This window comes from Halobaculum rarum, from assembly GCF_040025155.1.
Lineage (GTDB): Archaea > Halobacteriota > Halobacteria > Halobacteriales > Haloferacaceae > Halobaculum > Halobaculum rarum.
This window is the reverse complement of sequence record NZ_CP157275.1, coordinates 1,003,166-1,021,981: the sequence shown is the minus strand read 5'-3', so window position 1 is coordinate 1,021,981 and position 18,816 is coordinate 1,003,166. Positions and strand designations below refer to the sequence as shown.

Genomic DNA, 18,816 nt, shown 5'->3' with positions numbered 1-18,816 from the left:
AAGACGGGTCGCCAGTTCGGCCCGGGTTGACACCGGTGCAGCGAATCGCTGCTCGGGTAGCGGTACGGCACTACCGTACCGCTTCGCTTCACCGATACTCGCAGTCGTTCGTCAGCTCGCCCAGTCCCTCGACGCCGATGGTGACGGTGTCGCCGTCCTCCAGCAACACCGGCGGCTCGCGGTAGACGCCGACGCCCGGCGGCGTCCCCGTGAAGACGAGGTCGCCGGGATTCAGCGTGAACGCCTGACTACAGAAGGAAACCAGCTCGTCGATCCCGAAGATGAGCTGGTCGGTCGAGGAGTCCTGCAGCCGCTCGCCGTTGACCTCGGCGTAGATGTCGAGGTCGTGGGGGTCGTCGATCTCGTCGGCCGTCACCAGCTCCGGACCGGTCGGGGCGAACCCGTCGAGGCTCTTCCCGCGGACCCACTGGCCGTCGCCGTGCTGGAGGTCGCGGGCGGACACGTCGTTGCCGACGAGGTAGCCGGCGACGTGGTCCATCGCCTCGTCCTCGCTCACGCGGCGGGCCTCCTCACCGATCACGACGACGAGTTCCGCCTCGTAATCGACCTTCCCCGTGAGGCCGGGATCCCACCCGATCGCGTCGTCCGGCCCGGCGACGGTCGTCGGGAACTTCGAGAACAACACCGGCGTCTCGGGGATCTCGTTGCCGCCTTCCTCGGCGTGGTCGCGGTAGTTCAAGCCCACGCAGACTACCTTCTCGGGGTCGCTCACGGGCGCGTGTCTGTCGACCTCGGCGGCGTCGTACAGGCCGGTACCGGTCTCCTCGGCGTATTCGACGGCCATCTCGGCTTTCCGTCGCCACTGCCAGCTCGCGAGCAGGTCGACGGTCGCCGCGGGAATCTCGACGCCCGCGGCCGCGCCGGCCTCGGGGAGTCGAACGATCGTGTCGTCGTCGCCGTCGTCGCCGAGCGCGACGCCGGTCCACGCGGCGTCGTCCTCGGGTGTGCTGTATTGTCCGAATCGCATCTGTGTGCTGTGAATGCGGTCTCGTGGTGTGTTGTCGTCGCGCCGCGCCTCAGAGGTCGATGCCGGCGGCCTCGATGAGCCGGTGGCCGGATTCGATGAACCGATCGAACTCCGTGTCGACCAGATCGTTCGTCAGTTCGCCGCCCCGCTTGACCGGCTCGCCGTCGACGAGCACGGTGTCGATGTGCGAGGGGTCCGACTGGAAGACGATCGTCTGCACCGGCGAGTGTGACGGCGCGGTCATGAAGTTGCTCGCGTCGAGCAGCACCACGTCAGCGCGCTTGCCGGGCGTGAGCGTCCCGATCTCGTCGGCCATCCCGAGGGCGCGGGCGCCCTCGATGGTCGCCATCTCCAGCGTGTCGCGTGCGGTGAGATCGACGTCGACGACCTCCTCGCCGCCCTCCAGAATGTCCTGGTTGCGGAACATGCGCTGGACCTGCATCCCGATCCGCATCTGGCTGCTCATGTCGCCGCTGATGTTCGAGCAGACGTCGACGCCCCACGTCGGGCGCCCGCCCGCTTCGAGCACCTTCCCCGTGACGGGGATGCCGTGGCCCATCTGCATCTCGACTTCCGGCGTCGACGAGAAGGAGACGCCCTGCTCGACGGCGTGGTCGATGTCCTCTTGGGAGAAGTGGTTCCCGTGAGCGACGTTGACATCGGGGCCGAGCATGTCCTCGATCGCGCCGAAGCCCTGGTACTCGGGGTTGTACTCCGAGGAGGTCCACTGCGCGGCACCCATGTGGATGGTCGAGAGCACCCCCAGCTCTCGCGCCAGTTCCAAGTCGCTGCGGGCGGTCTCGTCGATACAGAAATCCGGCCCTCGGAGCCCGAGCGCCAAGCTGAGCAGGTCGTCGTCGCGGATCTGCTCGTCGTAGAGCTCGCGGATGTTCCCCTCGGGGAGGCCGACGTCGCTGTCGTACCACCACTTCGCCGCGTCGTCGCCCGGCGGGCCGTAGGTGTACACCGCGCGCAGTCCGGCGTCCTTCAGCGCGTCGACGGCCCGCTCGCCGTGTTCGAGGGTGTTAGGGTACGACCAGTCGAGGGCCGTGGTCGTCCCCGTATAGAGCTTCTCGAAGGCGCCGAAGAGGCCGCCGAGGTACATGTCCTCGGGCCGGTAGAGCCCGGTGATGTTGCCGAGCATGTGGTCGAAGTACTCGCCCATGAGCGACCAGTCCCCGGCGATGCCCCTGACCTGGGTCTGTGCGAGGTGAATGTGCGAGTCGACGAGCCCGGGGAAGACGATCTTCCCCGACGCGTCGATCACGTCCGCGTTGGCGTCCGAGAGGTCCTCGCCGACCTCGACGATCTCGCCGTCCTCGATCAGCACGTCGCCGCCGTCGACCTCGCCGATGTCCGGGTCGAGCGTGACGATCGTGCCGTCCTTGATGATCGTTTGTGTCATGTGCAACGGCAACATGGGTGTGGGGGTATGAAAGTATTACCATCTGGTAAACTATAGACGACGCCGTTCGAGACAAAGTGCTATATGTGGCTCGGCGCAATCTCCCGGCAATGAGCAAGTCGGACGAGGGGTCCGTTCCCGCGGACACCCGCGAGGACATCATGGAGGCGACGTTCCGCGCCCTCAGCGAGCACGGCTACTCCGCCCTCCGCATGCGCGACATCGGCGAGGAGATGGAGATGACGCGGCAGGTGATCCACTACCACTACGAGGGGAAGCAGGACCTCATGTCGAGCTTCCTCGAGTACATCATCGACCAGTACGAGGGCAGCGTCGAGGTCGACGGCGACGCCCCGCCGCGGGAGGAACTGGAGGCCCGCGTGCACCAGTGCCTGTTCGGCCCCGGGTTCGAGGAGTTCTCCCACTGGGACCGGATGAAGGTGTACCACGAGCTGTTCACCCACGCCCAGAACGACGAGGAACACCGCGAGATCTTCAACGAGCACTACGGCCGGATCCGCGGCAGCATCACCGAGGTCGTCGAGGACGGCATCGAACGGGGCGTCTTCCGCGAGACCGACCCCGAGCGGGCGGGCCAGCTCATCACCGATATCATCCACGCCGCCCGCGGCCGCAAGCTCTCGCTGGGCCACGACGACGCCCCCGAGCAGGCGTGGCGCTCCATCGACGAGTTCGTCGTCGACTCGCTGCTCGCCGTGGGCGTCGACGCGGACGGGTCCGACGACACCGAGTCCGACACCTGATCGGGCCCGACCTGTCCCGCTTCCCGTGTTCTCGACGCTCGCGCTCATCCACCGTCCTCGACCACCCGAAGCCGCGGCTGCCGCGCGTCGTCGCCGCCGCGGAGCGTGAACGACCCCGCGAACGCGACCCGGTCGCCGGCGGTCGGGTCGTCGTCGCCGGCGACCTGCGCGATCAACCGGACGCCGTCGAAGTCGGCCAGCGCGAGCTGATTCGGCGAGCGAACGTCCTCCGGCGTCACCTCGACGCGGGTCACGGCCTGCACCGTTCCCTCGCCGAGTCGCGCTGTCGTGTGGGTCGACAGCTCGCTCCCGCAGTCGGGGCACTGCGGCTTGGTGTAGTACCAGCGGCGTCCGCACTCTCGGCAGCCGAACGCGTGGTCGGCCGGCGGGTCGTCGGTCGTGGTACCGGCGTCGGCTCCCGAGCCGGACCCGCGGTCGTTCCCGGTCATGCTTCGAGCATCGTACAGACGCTGTTGTTCCCGAAGCCGGCGACGTTGACCGCGATCCCCCGCCTTGCCCCGTCGACGCGCCGCTCGTCGGGGAGGTCGCCGCGGAGCTGCCAGACGAGTTCGACGATCTGCGAGACGCCCGTCGCCCCGAGCGGATGGCCGCGGGCCTTGAGCCCGCCGCCGGGGTTCACCGGGAGCGCGCCGTCAATGGCCGTCTCCCCCTCCATCGTCGCCTTCCACGCGGTCCCGGGTTCGTAGAAGCCCAACTCCTCCAACTCGATCAGCTCCAGCACGGTGAACGCGTCATGGATGCACGCCACGTCCACGTCGTCGGGGCCGACGCCCGCGGCGTCGAACAGTCGCTCGCCGGCGACGCGGACGCTCTCGATGGCCAGCGGGTCCGGCCGCTCGGCGACCGGGTGGGTGCCGGTCGCGCTCGCGTGGGCCGTGACGCGGACCGGGCGGTCGGCGTCGCTGTCCTGTCTGTCGCCGTCGCCGACCTCGTCGCGGTCGCCGCGCGTCACGACCACCGCCGCCGCTCCGTCGCTCATCGGGCAGCAGTCGTACAGTCTGAGCGGTTCGGCGACGACCGGCGAGTCGAGCGCATCCTCGACGGTGACCTCGCGGCGGAACTGCGCGACCTCGTTGGCGACGGCGTTTCGGTGGTTCTTGACGGCGACGGCCGCCAACGCCTCGCGGGGGGCGTCGTGCCGGTCGAGGTACGCGCCGGCCGCGAGCCCGCCGAACGACGGAAGCGTGAGTCCTTGCGCGTACTCCCGGGAGTGGGTGAGGCGGCTGATCGCGTCCGTCACCGCCGAGGTGTCGGCGGCGGACATCCGCTCGGCGCCGACGACGAGCGCGACCGCCGAGGCCCCGCTCGCGACCGCCTCGATCCCGCGGTGGACCGCCGTCGCCCCGGTCGCGCTCGTGTTCTCGACGCGGTCAGCGGAGACGCCCTCGATGCCGAGCGCGCCCGCGAGGGCGTTCGCAAGCCCCGACTGCTGGCCGAGCGCCTCCGCCAGCGCGGTGCCCGCGTGCAGTGAGGTCACGTCGCCTCGATCGAGTCCGGCGTCGTCGACCGCCCGCCGGCACGCCGTCGCCGCTAGACTGACGAGCGATCGGTGGTCGGCCGACGCGAACTGGGTCATGCCGACGCCGGGGAGCGTGATCTGGGGCATCAGCTGTCGTCGCCGTCGTCCGCGTCGTCGGCATCGCCGTTCGTGCCGTCGGCATCGCCGTCCGCGTCGTCCGTACCGCCGAAGATGCCCGCCGCCTCCAGGTCGTCGAGTTCCGCCTCGGAGTAGCCCAACTCCGCGAACACCTCGCGGTTGTGCTCGCCCAACAGCGGCGGCGCCCGGTCGAAGCCGCTCTCGCCGTTCGCGAACTTCAGCGGGTGCTCGATCATCGGGATCTCGCCCAACTCGGGGTGTTCGATCTCCGAGACGGCGCCGCGAGCGTCGACCTGCGGGTTGTTGAGCGCCTCCTCAACCTCGTACACGGGGCCGGCCGGGACGCCCCCCTCCTCGGCGATGATCTCGATCCACTCGTCGGTCGTCTTCCCCGTGAGCGTCGCCTCGATCTCGGCCTCGAGGGCGTCCTGATGCTCCACGCGGTCTGCGTTCTGCGCGAAGCGTTCGTCTTCGAGGAGGTCCGGCCGGTCGATCACCTCGCATAGCTCGTGCCACAGCTTCTCGTTGAGGATGCAGACGTTGATGTACCCGTCCTTCGTCTCGAACGTCTGATACGGCGCGAGCACGGGGTCTTTCGTGCCCATGCGCTTGGGCTCCTCGCCGGCGAAGACCATGCCGGCCTGCTTGGTGAGCCACGGAAGCGTCGCCTCCAGCATCCCCAGGTCGATGTACTCGCCCTCGCCGGTCTGTTCGCGGCGGTACAGCGACGCCATTGCGCCGAAGCCGGCCCACATCCCCGTGATGAGGTCGGTCATCGGCACGCCGACCTTCACCGGCTGGCGGCCCTCCTCGCCGGTGACGCTCATCAGCCCGCTCATCCCCTGAATGAGCAGGTCGTACCCCGAGCGCTTCGCCCACGGCCCGGTCTGGCCGAACGCGGATATCGCGAGGTAGATGAGCTGGTCGTTGTACTCCGAGAGCGTGTCGTAGTCGATGTCGAGGCGCTCGGCGGTGCCCGGTCGGTAGTTCTGGACCACCACGTCGGCGTGCTCGACCAGTTCGTAGAACGCCTCCTTCGCGCGGTCGTTCTTCAAGTCGAGTTCGAGGCTCTGCTTGCCGTAGTTGACCGTCCAGTAGTACGGCGACTCGCCCTGGATAAACGGCGGCCCCGAGTGACGGATCGCGTCGCCGTACCCCGGCTGCTCGACTTTGATCACCTCCGCCCCGAGGTTGGCGAGCATCGCCGAGCTGAACCCGCCGGTTACGAACGTCGAGAGATCGAGAACTTTCACGCCCTCGAGCATCTTCCCCTGTGTCGATGGTGAATCGGTGTCGGTGTCGGACATTGTGGTGTTCCGTCCCGCGGGATCTCCCCGCAGGGTCTTCGTCCCCTCCCGTTTCGCTTACCGCTCGGTAAAGCTTTCGGCGACTGTTCACACACGACGCGGATTCGGCCGATGGGTGGTCCGGGTCACCGCTCCAGATGCCACGCGGCGCCGAGTGCCTCGGCCACCGGTGTCGGATCCGCGACGTGGACGACCCGCAGCGACCGGTTCGCGTTCGGGTCGTCGTCGTTCACCTCCTCGGGGTCGGGCACCGTCAGACCGACATCGGGTCCGGTGTCGTCGTCGGTCCCGTTAACGGCCAGCGTTCGGGTGTCGAACACGCGGTCGACCGGGTCGCGCTTGATGCTCGCGTCGGTCACGGCGGCTCCCTCGATTCGCGCCTGCGGCTCGCTGAGCAGTCGGTCGTACACGACGAGCACTCCGTCGTAAACACGGTACTCGACGCTTCCGTACGCGAGATAGCGTCCCAGCGTCCGGAGCCCCACGAACGCGATCAGCGCAAGCGCCGGCCAGCCCACCAGCGACCACGCCCCGATACCTGCCAAGAAGATCACGACCGCCCACACCACGAGCACGGGGCTCGACAGCGAGTACGTAATCCCGCGGAACGCGGCGTCGACGACCGCAACGCGGCGGGTCGGGCGGATCGTGGCGAGCGGCTCGCCGTCCGGCACCACGACCGGCTTCGGCTCGATCTCCGTCTCGGCGCTCCCGTAGAGTCGGTAGAACCACCCTCGCCGGTCGGGATCGCGTTCGATCTGCAGCGTCCGGAGATCGAACGCGAGCTTTCCCGCGACGACGAGTCCGAGCACGACATCTCCCGCACGTCCCGACCCAGCCAGCCCCCCGGCGACGAACAGCAGCGCTCCGACGCCGAACAGGTGCATGAACGGGCGCAGCAACACCGACCGCGGGGAGTGGTCGCGGTACCCGCCGCCGCGGAGGTAGTCCGCCCACGTCTCGTACCCGCGCCCGGCGACCACGGCCAGTCCGCCGAGCAGCAACTGTCCGGCCACGGCGTCGGTGATCGTCGGATCCGGAAGCGCGAACATCACGAACGCGACGGCCGTTTCGAGCGGAGCGAGGGCGCACGCCGCGACGGCCAGCGTCGGGAGGTTCCGGAGATACACTGGCGGGAGCGGGCCGGGAAGCGCGATTTCGCCACGCTTCGTCTCGAACGGTCCGAACAGCCGCGAGTCGTCGTCGATCGCGTTGTTCGGGCGCTTCGCGGCGAAGGGGACCTTCACGACGGCCCACCAGACGCCGGCGATCACGTCGATGACGAACACGCCGAGCAGGACCGTCGTCGACCACCCGAGCACGAGGACGCCGACCGGGGCTAGGAGGTTCGAGGCGAGGATCGCGAGCGGGCCGGAGCGCGAGTGTGCGGACGGAGTGGGGAGGGCAGATCGCACATTTTCCGGTCAACTCGGATCGGGAAACGCGCTGTGGTCCGTCTCGACAGGGGGCGACGAGCGGGCCGGCGGCGTTGAGAGGCTGGCGGGCGTGCGGTTGGTCGACCCCTCCGACCCCGGTTTCGACCGAGTTATTCTTTCGGCAGTTTGGCGACGAACTCGCCGGGGCCGCGCTGTTCGACCTCGTAGCCGTCGGCGTCGAAGTCGTCGACTTCCGCCTGGAACTCGTAGAACAGCGGTTGCGGGTCGTGGTCGTTGATCAGTTCGAGCGACTCGCCGGCGTCGAGATCGGCGAACGCGTCGTGGATGGTCGGGTGTCGCTTCGCGGGCGGAATCTCACGGATGTCGAGCGTCTCGGCTGGCATGCGATCCACCGTCGGTCCGCTGTCGGGGTAGTCCTCGCCCCGAACATCTTCCGATGTGGCGGTCACTCGTACTCGACGGCGACCCGCCACTCGTCCGGGCCGAGCTGCGTCGCCCGATGGGCGAACCCGCGGCGGTCGAGTTCAGCGTACAGCGGTTCGGGCTCGAAGCTGTTGACGATCACCAGCGTCTCGTCCGGATCGAGTTCCCCCAGCGCGCTCGTGATTCGCTCGAACGGCGGCGAGTCGCTCTCGCGTACGTCGAGTACGCGAGCGCTGTCAGCGTCGATCGTGGGTTCGGTGTCGGTTCCGGTGCCTGCGTCGTCGTCGGCAGCGTCGGGATCGGCGTGGGCCATACTCGGCCGTTCGGGACGGATCCGATTGGTCGTTCACCCGATGATGTTCGTCGGATCGCTCCCTGACGGTTCACGTCGCCACGCATTCGTCAGATCTGCAATAGACACGGGACGTGTCTTGAGGCGCCGGATGTCTACCTCAAGTAGACCGTAACGACCATCATTTATCGCTTGCACCGGCGTGTGTGTCCCCATTCGAGTCGCCCTCACCGCGTAGTCCGGGAGTTGCATATCGGCTTTGTTCGCCCGTCCGGAGGTCGGTATCGCATGGCCGGTGATAGCTCGCTGTCGATCAACGGTCCGAGTACAACTCGCGGAGCGCTGGCGTTGCTGGTCATCGGACTCGCGGCCGCCGGCTTCGGCGGGTACGACTACCTTCAGCAGTCGGAGGCGGTCGACGACGCCGTCGCAGTCGACGCGGAGGTCATCGAAACGGGCGTCGAAACCGTCTCCGGCGGTCGCCGCAGCGGTGTTGAGTACCGGTCTGGGAGTAGCCGAAGTCCGCCCCGACCGCCATCCCCCAGGCCGTGTCGACGATCGGCGCGGCGCGGTCGAACACCCGGAGTGCAAGCGGCACGCCCGCTCCCGGTTCGGTTCCGCCCGCCGTGGCCTCCCCGAGCACCTCGTGGAGCGCGAGCGCCTCCAGAGCTGCCACCGACATGCCCTGGCCGTAGATCGGATTGAAACTGGCGACGGCGTCGCCGACGACCGCGAGGCCGCGCGGGAAGCGATCGAGGTCCGCGTAGCGGTAGCGCCGGTTCGACGGGAACCGGTACTCCCGAACGGCGGCCCCGTCCCAGGCGTGGCCGTCGAGGATCTGCGCGATCTCGGGCGTCGGCAGCGTCCCCGCGAACCTGCGGAGTCCCGCCTCGTCCGTCGGCGGGTGGTCGCCGTGGACGCCGTGGAGGTTCACGAGCCACCGGTCGCCTTCGACCGGGAGCGCGACACCGCCTCGGGTGCGTGGCGCCTCCGCGAGGACGCCGATCGCCCGCGTATCGTCGCCCGGTCTGTCGACGGTGACCGTCGCGTAGGCCACGTCGATCCCGACCTCTTCGAGGGCCGGCCGATCGTACCCGTGGGTCGCCAGCCACGACGGCGTCCTGCTCGCCCGGCCGGTGGCGTCGACGACGAGGTCGGCGTCGATGGTCGTCGTCCCGCCGGCGGTAGTGTTGCCGTCGTCGCTGTCGCCATCGCTGCCGACGTCGCTCTCGCCGTTGGTGTCTCGTTCATCCCGAGCCTTGCTCCGACCGCGGACGACGACGCCGTCGACGTTCGCGCCGCCGCCGGCGGTGTGGTACTCCACGAGGTGGCAGCGGTCGCGGATCCGGACGCCGTCGAGGGCGACGACGCGCCGCCGGAGCACGTGCTCGTACACGGGTCTGGTCGCCGTGTAGAGGGTCAGATCGTCGGCGCCGTGGGCGAGGAAGTCGCCCTCGCTGTACTGGAGGAGGTCTCGTCGGGCCCGTACTGCCGGGGCGCCTGCGGCGTGGAGGTCCTCGCTGAACCCCGTGAAGAGGTCGTCGAGCGTCCGTCGGCCGGCCTCCCACAGGAGGTGCGGTTGTGTGGCCTGTGGCACGCCTCGACGACCGGTCGGGTCGTCCGGGAGCGCGTCGCGCTCAACGACCGTCACGCGTTCGAACGCGTCGTGGAGGACGCGCGCGGCACAGAGGCCGGCGACGCTCGCGCCGACGACCACCGCATGGCCACCCGTCTCGTTCACCCGATCATCGTCGTACCGGTCTACCGTCGTCAGGGTCATCTGTGGTCCTCCGTAGGCGGACTCGCGCGGCGAGGTCGTCCCGCCCCGACTGCTCGGGTCGTTCGCGGCGATCGCAGGAGATCCCTGCCGCGCTGTCCCTCGTGGAGGGATACCCCCGACTGGAGTATAACTTCGCGCAGAAATACGCTACTGTCCAGTCGGTTTCCGTATATGGCTACTGTACGGGAGCGGACATCTCGGGGTCGTCAGCGGTCGGCGGCGACCACGGCGACGGCGTTCGCGTCGACCGTCATCGCGAGTTCGTCGCCGTCGCGGTCGAGGTGGAGCCGGACGCGCGGCGGGTCCGGCGAGTCGAGTTCCTCGCGCCACTCCAGACCGTGACGGATCGCCGGCCAGGAGGCTGGGTTGTGGTCGACGCCGTGGTCGTGATAGAAGGCGACGACGGCGGGGTGGCTCAACGCCGGCGCGTAGCTGGGGCTGCGCCACGCGAAGCGGCAGGCCGAACACTCCAACCGGACGACGCCGCAGAACGCCACGTCGCACTCGTCGCAGATCCCGTCACTGGCGTCGTGGTTGGCACACACCGACAGCGACGCGTCGGTCGGACCGCCACATTCCGGACAGACGCCGTCGACCATCGTCTCGAACCGCCGGACGGAGTAGGCGACCGTCGCGGCGAACACCTCGTCTGGGTCGCGGTCGCGAAGGCCGGCCGGTGGGAGGCCGAAGCCGAACACCGTGCCGTCGCGGCGGGGCCAGTACCCCACACAGCCGGTACATCGGAGCCACATCGTCCCGTCCTCGTAGGAGGCGGCGAGCGCGCTCGCACACCGTGGGCAGGTCGCGTCGACCTCGGACGGGTCGAGCGTCGCCGTCTCGGTTGCACCGCCGGCGACGAGCGCCCGAATCACCTCGAACCCGGGCGCCGCGAGCGTGTAGCCGTCCTCGACGCGGCGGACGAAATGACCCGTCAGCTTCCCGAGGTGGTAGTTGAAGTTGCCGCTGTCGTCGGCGCCGACGCGGTCGTACAGCGTCGAGAACCGCACCGCGTTGCCGTCCTCGTAGGGCTCGTACGCTTCCCACAGTGCACGGAGGATCGCGATCCGCGTCTCGTTGCCCAGCAGCGTGAACGCGTCGTCGGGCGCCAACGTCGACGCGTCCCGTGACTCCGACGGCGGGGCCATGTGAACAAATAACACGCCGGATCGCATAAATCTGAGTCTCCGCGTGCGGGCCGGAGAGGGCCTCGATCGCGGGAGCGCCGCCAGCTGTGCGCGCGCCGGCGCGGCGGCGGGCGCGGGGGACGGCGCCTGCTGATCCGACCGCTACGGCGACTCGCGCGCCGGTCGACCGGCGGTCACCCGTCGGCGAGCGCGTCCGCGATCTCGTCGGCGACCGTCGCGATCGCCTCGTGAGTACGATCGACGCCGCGCATCGTCATGAAGCCGTGGACCATGTCCTCGTAGTTCACGTAGCGCGTGGCGACGCCGTCACGAACGAGCTGTTCGGCGTACGCCCGGCCGCCGTCGCGAAGGGGGTCGAACCCCGCGGTGACGACGGTCGCGGGGGCGACTCCGGAGACGTCGCCCGCGTTCGTCGGGTCGGCGTACGCGTTGCGCCGGTGGATGTCGTTCCCGTAGTAGCAGTCGCCGAACCACTCGATGTCGGCCTCGTCGAGTACGATCCCCGTGTGGTCGCGCATCGATGCCTGATCCGGGTTGACGCCGACGCTGGGGTACAGGAGCGTCTGGTGAGCGATCTCGGGCCCGTCACGCTCGGCAGCCATGAGGGCGACGGCGGCCGCGAGGGTCCCGCCGGCGGAGTCGCCCGCGACCGCGACGGTCCCGGTTCCTCGGACGGCGCCCGGGTTCGCGGCCGCCCACTCGACGGCGGCGTAGGTGTCCTCGACGGCCGCGGGGAAGGGGTGCTCGGGAGCGAGGCGGTAGTCGACGGAACAGACCGCGCAGCCGCTCTCCCTCGTGAGGTGGCGACACAGCCAGTCGTGCGTCCCGATGCTCCCGAGGACGAACCCGCCGCCGTGGAAGAACACGACGGTCGGGAACGGGCCGTCGTCGTCCGGGAGGTAGAGGCGGGCGTCGAGGTCCCCGTCGGGGCCGGGGATCGACCGATCGGCGACGGCGCCGACGCTCGGCGGGTTCCGGTTCTGCACCCACGTAACGGGGCGGGTGACGAGTCGGAGAAGCTTCAACCCGTACCGGCTGTGCGGGAGAGGGAAGCGGTCCTGTCGCTCGACCGCCGCTCGGGCCTGCGGATCGATCTCGTCGGCGTGCACTGGTGAACCTTCACACGGCCGATACTAAATCGCCCGTGATTTGGGTGCCGACGACCCGGTTTCTCCCCCTCAGAACTCGTCGATCACCGGGATCCCCTCGGTCCCGAAGTCGGTCATCGCCGAGAGCTTGTCGTTCACGTCGTCCAGCGACACCGTCTCGCTGATGACGGCGCTGGGATCGAGTTTGTCGCGGGCGACCATCCGGAAGATCTCGTCGTAGCGCGTCGGCGGGAGGCCCAGCGAGCCGACGAACTCGATCTCCTTCATCACCATCGCGTCCGTCGGGAGCTCCACCATCCCCTTCTCCTCGGAGGTGGTGAGCCCGATCTGGACGTGCGTGCCGCGCGTGCCGAGGCTGAGCACGGAGTTGCGGCACGTCTCGGCGATACCGAGCGCGTCGACGGAGACGTGACAGCCGCCCCCCGCGAGCGCTTGCACCGCCTCCGGCACGTCGTCGGTATCGCCGGCGTTGACGGTCTCGGCGGCCCCCAGTTCCTCGGCCGTCGAGAGCTTGTCGTCGTCGAGGTCGACGGCGACGACGTTCGCGCCGAGGGCGTCGGCGACGTGGACCGCCGAGAGGCCGACCCCCCCGCAGCCGTGGACGGCGACCCAGTCGCCCGCCTCGACGGGCGCCCGGTGGGCCAGCCCGTGGAAGGCAGTCATGAACCGACAGCCCAGTCCCGCCATATCGACGGAGCCCACGCCGTCGGGGAGATGGACGAGGTTGTGGTCGGCCGCCGGGACGTGAACCAGTTCGGCGAAGGCGCCGGGAACCGGCTCGACGAACCCCAGCGGCATCGGGTTCTCGCAGGTGTTCCCGTGGCCGGTTCGGCACTGCATGCACGTGCCGTCGCCGAGGTTGAACGGGACGGCGACGTGGTCGCCCTCGGCGAAGTTCGTCACGTCCTCGCCGACGGCGGTGACGTGCCCCGCAGGCTCGTGACCCAGGATCTGACCGGGTTGGGGCTGGATGCCCAACCAATCCCAGTCGCCCTGCCAGCCGTGCCAGTCCGACCGACAGATCCCGCACGCCTCGACCTCGACGACCACACCCTTCGGGTCCGGCTCCGGGTCGTCGACTTCGGTTACGTCGAGCGGTTCGCCGTGCTCGCGCAGGACTGCTGCTCGCATGACACACGATAGTTAGGTACTGTTGACATAATTATTCCTGCCAGTTCGGATCGCTGCGATCCCCCGAACGGCGGTCGGAGGTCCATGACATGCGGGGCGTCTCCGCCGTCGCCACACCCCTTATCCGCCACGCACGACTATTCCTGACAATGGCATCGACGACGCGGGACGGACGCGACCCCGATCCTGACGCGACGCCCGCGTTGGTTGTCGAGGGGCTCTCCAAACGGTTCGGCTCCGGTGACGACGCAGTCAGCGCGGTCGACGACGTCTCGTTCACCGTCGACCGCGGCTCGGTCGTCGGCCTGCTGGGGCCCAACGGCGCCGGGAAGACGACGCTGATCAAGTCGATCCTCGGGACGATACTCCCCGACGAGGGGACGGTCCGGGTGTTGGGCCGGGACGCCGGCGACGGGCGGCGAGCGACCTACGCGAACGTGGACGCGATGTTGGAGGGCGCGCGCAACGACTACTGGCGGCTGACGGTCAGGGAGAACCTCCGATACTTCGCGACGATCGGCGGCGTCGCTCCCGACTCGGTCGCCGACCGTCACGCCCGCCTGCTCGACCGGCTCGACCTGGCCGACAGGGCCGATACACCCGTCCGAGAACTGTCGCGGGGAATGAAACAGAAGGTGTCGCTGGCGAGCGTGCTCGCGGGCGGGGCGGAGTTGGTGTTTCTCGACGAGCCGACGCTGGGGCTCGACGTGGAGGGATCGCGGACGCTCCGACGAGAGATCCGCCGGCTCGCCGACGAGGAGGACCTCACGGTCGTGGTGAGCAGCCACGACATGCGGGTGATCGAGGACGTCTGCGACCGCGTGATCGTCATGTCCGAGGGGTCGATCGTCGCCGACGACGCGGTCGAGCGGCTGCTCGGCGCCGTCGCCGACTATCGCGTGCGCGTCGCGAGCGACGACCTCTCGCCGGCGACGATCGACGACCTCCGGGGGCGGTTCGATGTCGCCGACGCGGACGTGCGTGCCGACCCGCCGACGCTGACGGTCCGCACCGACGGCGACGCGGTGTACGACCTGTTCGACGCGCTGCGTGTGGCCGACGTGACGCTCGACCGCGTCGAGACGGTCGAGCCGACCCTCGAGGACGTGTTCGTCCGCCTGACCGGCGAGCGTGGCACGACGGAGTCCACTCCGCCCGCACTGGACCCCGAGGCTCGACGGGCGGGGAACCAGCAGGCAGCGGCGATCGGCGACGACGGGGGCGCGCAATGACGGCCGCAAACACGGGTGTCGACGACGGCGCCGCCGCCGGCGACGACCCGCGTCCGGCGACATATCTCGATCTCGCTCGGGCGGTCCTCTACAGAGAGTTCCTGATATTCGTCCGGTATCCGGCGAACGCGATCGGCGGGATCGTCATCTCGCTGGTGTTCTTCGGACTGCTGTTCTTCGGCGGCCGGCTGCTGGCGGGGCAGGCGCTCGCTGACTCGCTGGAGGGGATCGTCGTCGGCTACTTTCTGTGGATCCTCGCGGTCGGCGCGTACTCGTCGGTGTCCAACGACATCGCAAGCGAGGTGCAGTGGGGGACCCTCGAGCGGCACGTCACCACGCCGTTCGGCTTCGCCCCCGTCGCGCTGCTGAAGGGCGTCGCCAAGGTGATCCGGACGTTCCTCACCTCCGCGGTCGTGCTGGCGGTGATGCTCGTCACGACGGGCACGTCGCTGCAGATCGCGCCGCTGACGGTCGTCGTCGTCGCGGGGCTGGCGATCGTCTCCGTGCTCGGGCTGGGATTCGCCGCCGGCGGGGTCACTGTCCTGTACAAGCGCGTCGGCAACTGGCTGAACCTCCTCCAGTTCGGCTTCGTCGTGCTCGTCTCCGCGCCGGTGCTCGACCAGCCGTGGCTGCGGGCGCTGCCGCTGGCCCACGGGAGCGCGATGCTCCAGCGGGCGATGGTCGACGGCGTCCGGCTGTGGGAGTTCCCGCTCGCGGATCTCGCGCTGCTCGTCGGCGTCGCCGTCGGCTACTTGGCCGGCGGCTACGTCGTCTTCCAGTACGCAACGCGGCGGGCGCGTCGCCTCGGCGTGCTCGGCGACTACTGACGAACCACGGCGCAACCCCTATCCGGTCGCCCCGACACGACGGTACCATGACGTTCGATCCAGCAAGCCAAGGAATCGACGCCGAGGCGGCGCACCAGCGCACGGCCGACGCGATCGCCGATAACGAGGTTGTGTTGTTCATGAAGGGGACCGCTCGGATGCCCCAGTGTGGCTACTCGAAGCGTGCGATCGGGCTGATCAGCCAGTACCGCGGCGACGTGGCGACGGTGGACACTCTCAAAAATCTCGACGCCTTCCGCGAGGCCTTGGAGGCCGAAAGCGGCTGGGAGACGATCCCGCAGACGTTCGTCGACGGCGAGTTCGTCGGCGGCAGCGACATCCTCGCGGAACTGGAGGAACGGGGCGAACTCGCGGAGACGCTCAACGCCGACACGGATGCGGTCGGCTCCGATTCGACCGACGGTGCGGGTCCGGAAGCGCCGTTCTAGGGCTATTAGACCGATCTGACGGTTGTTTCAGCTTTTGGAAGTACCGTTTTCACTCCACCGACAGCCATGTATCGCTCGCTCCTCCGGCGGTTATACACTGTTGACTGCGATACGAAATCGACCCTCGCCCTCGCAACGCAGTCCGGAGACGCACCGTTCGACATCGGCTCCCCGAGCCGTCTCGGTCGGGAACCGCTCCGCGGACGATTCAGTTCGTTATCATCCCTAATACTTCGACGGGTGCCTATTTGTGGGGGCGACAAGCCAGCCACCGTATGGCTTCACCGATGATCGAGCCGAGACGACGGAGGCTGGGGGAGCCGTGAACGACGACGAGAACGCGACCGTCCTCCTCGTCGACGACGAGCCGGCGCTGGTCTCGCTGTACAGCGCGTACCTCGAGGACCGATACGAGGTCAGGACGGCGACCGACGGGGAGGAGGCGCTGTCCGTCGCCGACGGCTCGGTCGACGTGGCGCTGGTCGATCGACGGATGCCGGGGATGAACGGCGAGGACGTGCTCCGGGAACTGTGTGCGGCCGAGATCGACTGTCGCGTCGCGATGCTCACCGCGGTCGAGCCGACGGCCGACATCGTCGAGATGCCGTTCGACGACTACCGTACCAAGCCGGTCGACCGGCCCGAACTGATCGGGCTCGTCGAGGTGTTGATCGAGCGCGCCTCCTACGACGAGCGCAGCCAGGAGTTCTTCGCGCTCGCGTCGAAGAAGGCGGCACTGGAGATCGCCGGCGAGACCTCGACGACCGCGTACGAGACGCTGTGTGACGACCTCGAGTCGATCCGAACCGATCTCGACAACCACTTGGACGCAGTCGGCGCGGAGGCGGCGTTCAGCGACCTCGCGTGAGCGGCTCGCCGTCGCGTCGACGAACGCCGCTCGCGCGCCGTCGAGATCACCGTCGGCAACGTCCTCGGGTCGAACGTGTTCAACACCTTCGCCGTGATGGGTATCCCGAGCCTGATCGCGCCCGTCGCGGTCCCCGAGGGCGTCCGGAGGTACGCCCTCCCGGTGATGGTGCTCGCGACGCTGCTGTACTACTTCATCACGCAAGACCGTGAGCTCACCGTCTGGGAGGGGGTCGTGCTGTTGGTGGTGTACGCGGCATTCCTCGCGAATCTCGGTACGGTCAGGTAACGCCGGTCACCACATTTCAGGAACCATCCACTGGATCCAACGTGTTCGCCCGCGTCGATGTGTACATGTACGAACGCATTCTGGTTCCCACCGACGGGAGCACGGCCGTCGACGGGGCGATCGAGCGGGCGATCGACCTCGCCGAGACGTACGGCGCGACGCTGCACGCGCTCGCGGTCGTCGAGCCGATCTACACCGTCAACGAGGGGCTCGGGTCGCTCTACGACACGCTCGAACACGGCGCACAGGAGTCGACCGACGAGGTCGCCAAACGCGCAGAGGCTGCGGACGTGACGGCGATCACCGCGGTGCGGACCGGCGTTCCCCACCGCGAGATACTCGAGTACGTCGACGACGAGGGGATCGACCTCGTCGTCATGGGGACGCACGGGCGCACGGGGTTGGGTCGCTACCTGCTCGGCAGCGTCACCGAGAAGGTCGTCCGCCTCTCGGACGTTCCGGTACTCACGGTTCGCCACCGCGAGGACGAGGACTGACGACACTATCGCCGGTCTGTCCGGCGATCTCGCCCGAGCAATTATAGGGATGTAGTCCCTGGTATGGAAGATGACAGCGCAGGACGCAGCACGGGACGCGCTCCCGGCGAGCGCGTCTGTCGGTCTCGCCCGCAACACCCTCGCCACATCGGGGGCGTGGTGATTCGTGACGGGACGGACGGTCTACTTCACCGGTCCCGGAGAAGTGGCGGTACAAGAGACGAACGTGCCCGACCCGGGGCCCGGCGAACTCGTCGTCGAGGCCACGGTGTCGGCGATCAGTCCCGGAACGGAGCTGTTGTTGTATCGAGGCGAGATGAATCCTGAGACCGCCGTCGACGAGACGCTCCCGTCGCTGTCGGGGTCGTTCTCGTACCCGTTCCCGTACGGCTACGCCACCGTCGGCACCGTGACCGCCGTCGGTCCGGAGGTAGACCCGGCGTGGCGCGGCGAGACGGTGCTCGCGTTTCACCCGCACGCCAGCGAGTTCGTCGTCGGGGTCGACGCGGTGAGTCGCGTGCCCGAGGGTATCCCGCCCGAGCGGGCCGTGTTCCTCCCGAACGTCGAGACGGCGGTGACGCTGGCGCTCGACGGCGAGCCCGCGATCGGCGAGCGCGCGGTCGTGTTCGGGCAGGGCGTCATCGGACTGCTCACGACGGCGCTTTTGTCGTCGTTCCCCCTCGCGGAGCTGGTGACCGTCGACCCGATCGCGAGCCGACGCGACCGCTCCGAGGCGATGGGTGCCGACCGGAGCGTCGATCCGGACGCCGTCGACCCCGCGTCCCTGTTCGCGGACGGGCCGGGAAGCGACCGCGCGGGTGACCCGTCGGCCACCCAGCCATCGGGTTCGGTGACGGCGACGCCGCAGACGGGGGCCGACGACCGCGACGAGTCGCGCTGGCCCGGCCGCGCCGATCTGACCTACGAGCTGTCGGGCAACCCGGCGGCGCTCGACGACGCCGTCGACGCGACCGGCTATGACGGCCGCGTCGTCGTCGGGTCGTGGTACGGCACCAAGCCGACGGAACTGTCGCTCGACGGGCGATTTCACCGCAGCCGGATCGACATCCGCGCCAGCCAGGTGAGCACGCTCGCGCCCGAGCGTCGCGGGCGGTGGACCGTCGGGCGCCGCCTCGCGACGGCGTGGCGCCGCCTGCGCGAGATCGACACCGACCGGCTCGTCACCCATCGGCTCCCGGTCGCCGAGGCGCCCGACGCGTACGACCTCCTCGACCGTCGGCCGGCGGAGGCGCTCCAGGTACTGTTGACGTACTGACCGGGCCGATTCCGCGACGG

The 18,816-nt window shown here is 69.0% G+C and carries 20 protein-coding genes; 8 read left to right on the top strand and 12 right to left on the bottom strand.

What is annotated here, in order from left to right; all coding sequences use genetic code 11:
- Window positions 1–88: 88 nt before the first annotated feature.
- Window positions 89–988, bottom strand: coding sequence for a fumarylacetoacetate hydrolase family protein (locus tag ABJD39_RS05400; protein ID WP_348612842.1), 900 nt, complete (start codon window positions 986–988; stop codon window positions 89–91).
- 49 nt (window positions 989–1,037) lie between these two features.
- The gene (locus tag ABJD39_RS05395) at window positions 1,038–2,393 is read right to left on the bottom strand and encodes an amidohydrolase family protein (protein ID WP_348612840.1); all 1,356 of its coding nucleotides are present in this window, start codon (window positions 2,391–2,393) and stop codon (window positions 1,038–1,040) included.
- A gap of 110 nt (window positions 2,394–2,503) precedes the next feature.
- Here ABJD39_RS05395 and ABJD39_RS05390 point away from each other — a divergent pair, with 110 nt between their 5' ends.
- Window positions 2,504–3,157, top strand: coding sequence for a TetR/AcrR family transcriptional regulator (locus ABJD39_RS05390; RefSeq protein ID WP_348612839.1), 654 nt, complete (start codon window positions 2,504–2,506; stop codon window positions 3,155–3,157).
- A gap of 44 nt (window positions 3,158–3,201) precedes the next feature.
- Here ABJD39_RS05390 and ABJD39_RS05385 read toward each other — a convergent pair whose 3' ends face one another.
- The 10 genes from ABJD39_RS05385 to ABJD39_RS05340 all read right to left on the bottom strand — a co-directional run bounded on the left by ABJD39_RS05385 (window position 3,202) and on the right by ABJD39_RS05340 (window position 13,359).
- Complete coding sequence (locus ABJD39_RS05385; RefSeq protein ID WP_348612838.1) at window positions 3,202–3,606, bottom strand: Zn-ribbon domain-containing OB-fold protein; 405 nt, start codon at window positions 3,604–3,606, stop codon at window positions 3,202–3,204.
- A complete protein-coding gene (locus ABJD39_RS05380; RefSeq protein ID WP_431357871.1) occupies window positions 3,603–4,784 on the bottom strand; it encodes a thiolase C-terminal domain-containing protein in 1,182 nt (393 codons plus the stop codon). The genes ABJD39_RS05385 and ABJD39_RS05380 overlap by 4 nt, the downstream gene beginning before the upstream one ends.
- The gene (locus ABJD39_RS05375; RefSeq protein WP_348612836.1) at window positions 4,784–6,082 is read right to left on the bottom strand and encodes a CaiB/BaiF CoA transferase family protein; all 1,299 of its coding nucleotides are present in this window, start codon (window positions 6,080–6,082) and stop codon (window positions 4,784–4,786) included. Before ABJD39_RS05375 ends, ABJD39_RS05380 begins: the two co-directional genes overlap by 1 nt.
- A 125-nt stretch (window positions 6,083–6,207) precedes the next feature.
- Window positions 6,208–7,497, bottom strand: coding sequence for a DUF6498-containing protein (locus ABJD39_RS05370; RefSeq protein ID WP_348612834.1), 1,290 nt, complete (start codon window positions 7,495–7,497; stop codon window positions 6,208–6,210).
- Window positions 7,498–7,628: 131 nt separating this feature from the next.
- Complete coding sequence (locus ABJD39_RS05365; RefSeq protein WP_348613707.1) at window positions 7,629–7,862, bottom strand: DUF2249 domain-containing protein; 234 nt, start codon at window positions 7,860–7,862, stop codon at window positions 7,629–7,631.
- 62 nt (window positions 7,863–7,924) lie between these two features.
- Window positions 7,925–8,215, bottom strand: a complete 291-nt coding sequence (locus ABJD39_RS05360; protein ID WP_348612832.1) for a DUF2249 domain-containing protein — start codon at window positions 8,213–8,215, stop codon at window positions 7,925–7,927.
- Window positions 8,216–8,639: 424 nt separating this feature from the next.
- Window positions 8,640–9,974: an FAD-dependent oxidoreductase gene (locus ABJD39_RS05355; protein WP_348612830.1), complete on the bottom strand. Its 1,335-nt coding sequence runs from the start codon at window positions 9,972–9,974 to the stop codon at window positions 8,640–8,642.
- A gap of 206 nt (window positions 9,975–10,180) precedes the next feature.
- Window positions 10,181–11,119: a DUF7351 domain-containing protein gene (locus ABJD39_RS05350; RefSeq protein ID WP_348612828.1), complete on the bottom strand. Its 939-nt coding sequence runs from the start codon at window positions 11,117–11,119 to the stop codon at window positions 10,181–10,183.
- Window positions 11,120–11,292: 173 nt separating this feature from the next.
- On the bottom strand, window positions 11,293–12,228 hold the full coding sequence (locus tag ABJD39_RS05345) for an alpha/beta hydrolase (RefSeq protein ID WP_348612826.1): 936 nt from the start codon (window positions 12,226–12,228) through the stop codon (window positions 11,293–11,295).
- A gap of 69 nt (window positions 12,229–12,297) precedes the next feature.
- The gene (locus ABJD39_RS05340; RefSeq protein ID WP_348612824.1) at window positions 12,298–13,359 is read right to left on the bottom strand and encodes a zinc-dependent alcohol dehydrogenase family protein; all 1,062 of its coding nucleotides are present in this window, start codon (window positions 13,357–13,359) and stop codon (window positions 12,298–12,300) included.
- 149 nt (window positions 13,360–13,508) lie between these two features.
- On the opposite strand from ABJD39_RS05340, the gene ABJD39_RS05335 reads away from it, so the two are divergent.
- From ABJD39_RS05335 to ABJD39_RS05305, 7 genes are all read left to right on the top strand, one after another.
- Window positions 13,509–14,591, top strand: coding sequence for an ABC transporter ATP-binding protein (locus ABJD39_RS05335; RefSeq protein ID WP_348612823.1), 1,083 nt, complete (start codon window positions 13,509–13,511; stop codon window positions 14,589–14,591).
- A complete protein-coding gene (locus ABJD39_RS05330) occupies window positions 14,588–15,418 on the top strand; it encodes an ABC transporter permease (RefSeq protein ID WP_348612822.1) in 831 nt (276 codons plus the stop codon). Before ABJD39_RS05335 ends, ABJD39_RS05330 begins: the two co-directional genes overlap by 4 nt.
- Before the next feature lie 47 nt (window positions 15,419–15,465).
- Window positions 15,466–15,867, top strand: coding sequence for a glutaredoxin family protein (locus ABJD39_RS05325; protein WP_348612820.1), 402 nt, complete (start codon window positions 15,466–15,468; stop codon window positions 15,865–15,867).
- Window positions 15,868–16,189: 322 nt separating this feature from the next.
- Complete coding sequence (locus ABJD39_RS05320; RefSeq protein ID WP_348612818.1) at window positions 16,190–16,735, top strand: response regulator; 546 nt, start codon at window positions 16,190–16,192, stop codon at window positions 16,733–16,735.
- A gap of 75 nt (window positions 16,736–16,810) precedes the next feature.
- Window positions 16,811–17,023 carry a hypothetical protein gene (locus ABJD39_RS05315; protein WP_348612816.1) on the top strand — a complete coding sequence of 71 codons (213 nt, stop codon included), beginning with the start codon at window positions 16,811–16,813 and terminating at the stop codon, window positions 17,021–17,023.
- Window positions 17,024–17,088: 65 nt separating this feature from the next.
- Window positions 17,089–17,520, top strand: coding sequence for a universal stress protein (locus tag ABJD39_RS05310; protein WP_348612814.1), 432 nt, complete (start codon window positions 17,089–17,091; stop codon window positions 17,518–17,520).
- A 166-nt stretch (window positions 17,521–17,686) separates the two neighbouring features.
- Window positions 17,687–18,796: a zinc-dependent alcohol dehydrogenase gene (locus ABJD39_RS05305; RefSeq protein WP_348612812.1), complete on the top strand. Its 1,110-nt coding sequence runs from the start codon at window positions 17,687–17,689 to the stop codon at window positions 18,794–18,796.
- The last annotated feature ends 20 nt before the right edge of the window (window positions 18,797–18,816 follow it).

What these genes read in the sequence shown, in the direction of transcription:
- ABJD39_RS05310 (WP_348612814.1), top strand. Translation starts at nt 17,089, where the DNA reads ATGTACGAACGCATTCTGGTTCCCACCGACGGGAGCACGGCCGTCGAC.
- ABJD39_RS05380 (WP_431357871.1), bottom strand. Translation starts at nt 4,784, where the DNA reads ATGCCCCAGATCACGCTCCCCGGCGTCGGCATGACCCAGTTCGCGTCG.
- ABJD39_RS05355 (WP_348612830.1), bottom strand. Translation starts at nt 9,974, where the DNA reads ATGACCCTGACGACGGTAGACCGGTACGACGATGATCGGGTGAACGAG.
- ABJD39_RS05400 (WP_348612842.1), bottom strand. Translation starts at nt 988, where the DNA reads ATGCGATTCGGACAATACAGCACACCCGAGGACGACGCCGCGTGGACC.
- ABJD39_RS05360 (WP_348612832.1), bottom strand. Translation starts at nt 8,215, where the DNA reads ATGGCCCACGCCGATCCCGACGCTGCCGACGACGACGCAGGCACCGGA.
- ABJD39_RS05335 (WP_348612823.1), top strand. Translation starts at nt 13,509, where the DNA reads ATGGCATCGACGACGCGGGACGGACGCGACCCCGATCCTGACGCGACG.
- ABJD39_RS05325 (WP_348612820.1), top strand. Translation starts at nt 15,466, where the DNA reads ATGACGTTCGATCCAGCAAGCCAAGGAATCGACGCCGAGGCGGCGCAC.
- ABJD39_RS05330 (WP_348612822.1), top strand. Translation starts at nt 14,588, where the DNA reads ATGACGGCCGCAAACACGGGTGTCGACGACGGCGCCGCCGCCGGCGAC.
- ABJD39_RS05375 (WP_348612836.1), bottom strand. Translation starts at nt 6,082, where the DNA reads ATGTCCGACACCGACACCGATTCACCATCGACACAGGGGAAGATGCTC.
- ABJD39_RS05390 (WP_348612839.1), top strand. Translation starts at nt 2,504, where the DNA reads ATGAGCAAGTCGGACGAGGGGTCCGTTCCCGCGGACACCCGCGAGGAC.
- ABJD39_RS05340 (WP_348612824.1), bottom strand. Translation starts at nt 13,359, where the DNA reads ATGCGAGCAGCAGTCCTGCGCGAGCACGGCGAACCGCTCGACGTAACC.
- ABJD39_RS05365 (WP_348613707.1), bottom strand. Translation starts at nt 7,862, where the DNA reads ATGCCAGCCGAGACGCTCGACATCCGTGAGATTCCGCCCGCGAAGCGA.
- ABJD39_RS05385 (WP_348612838.1), bottom strand. Translation starts at nt 3,606, where the DNA reads ATGACCGGGAACGACCGCGGGTCCGGCTCGGGAGCCGACGCCGGTACC.
- ABJD39_RS05395 (WP_348612840.1), bottom strand. Translation starts at nt 2,393, where the DNA reads ATGACACAAACGATCATCAAGGACGGCACGATCGTCACGCTCGACCCG.
- ABJD39_RS05350 (WP_348612828.1), bottom strand. Translation starts at nt 11,119, where the DNA reads ATGGCCCCGCCGTCGGAGTCACGGGACGCGTCGACGTTGGCGCCCGAC.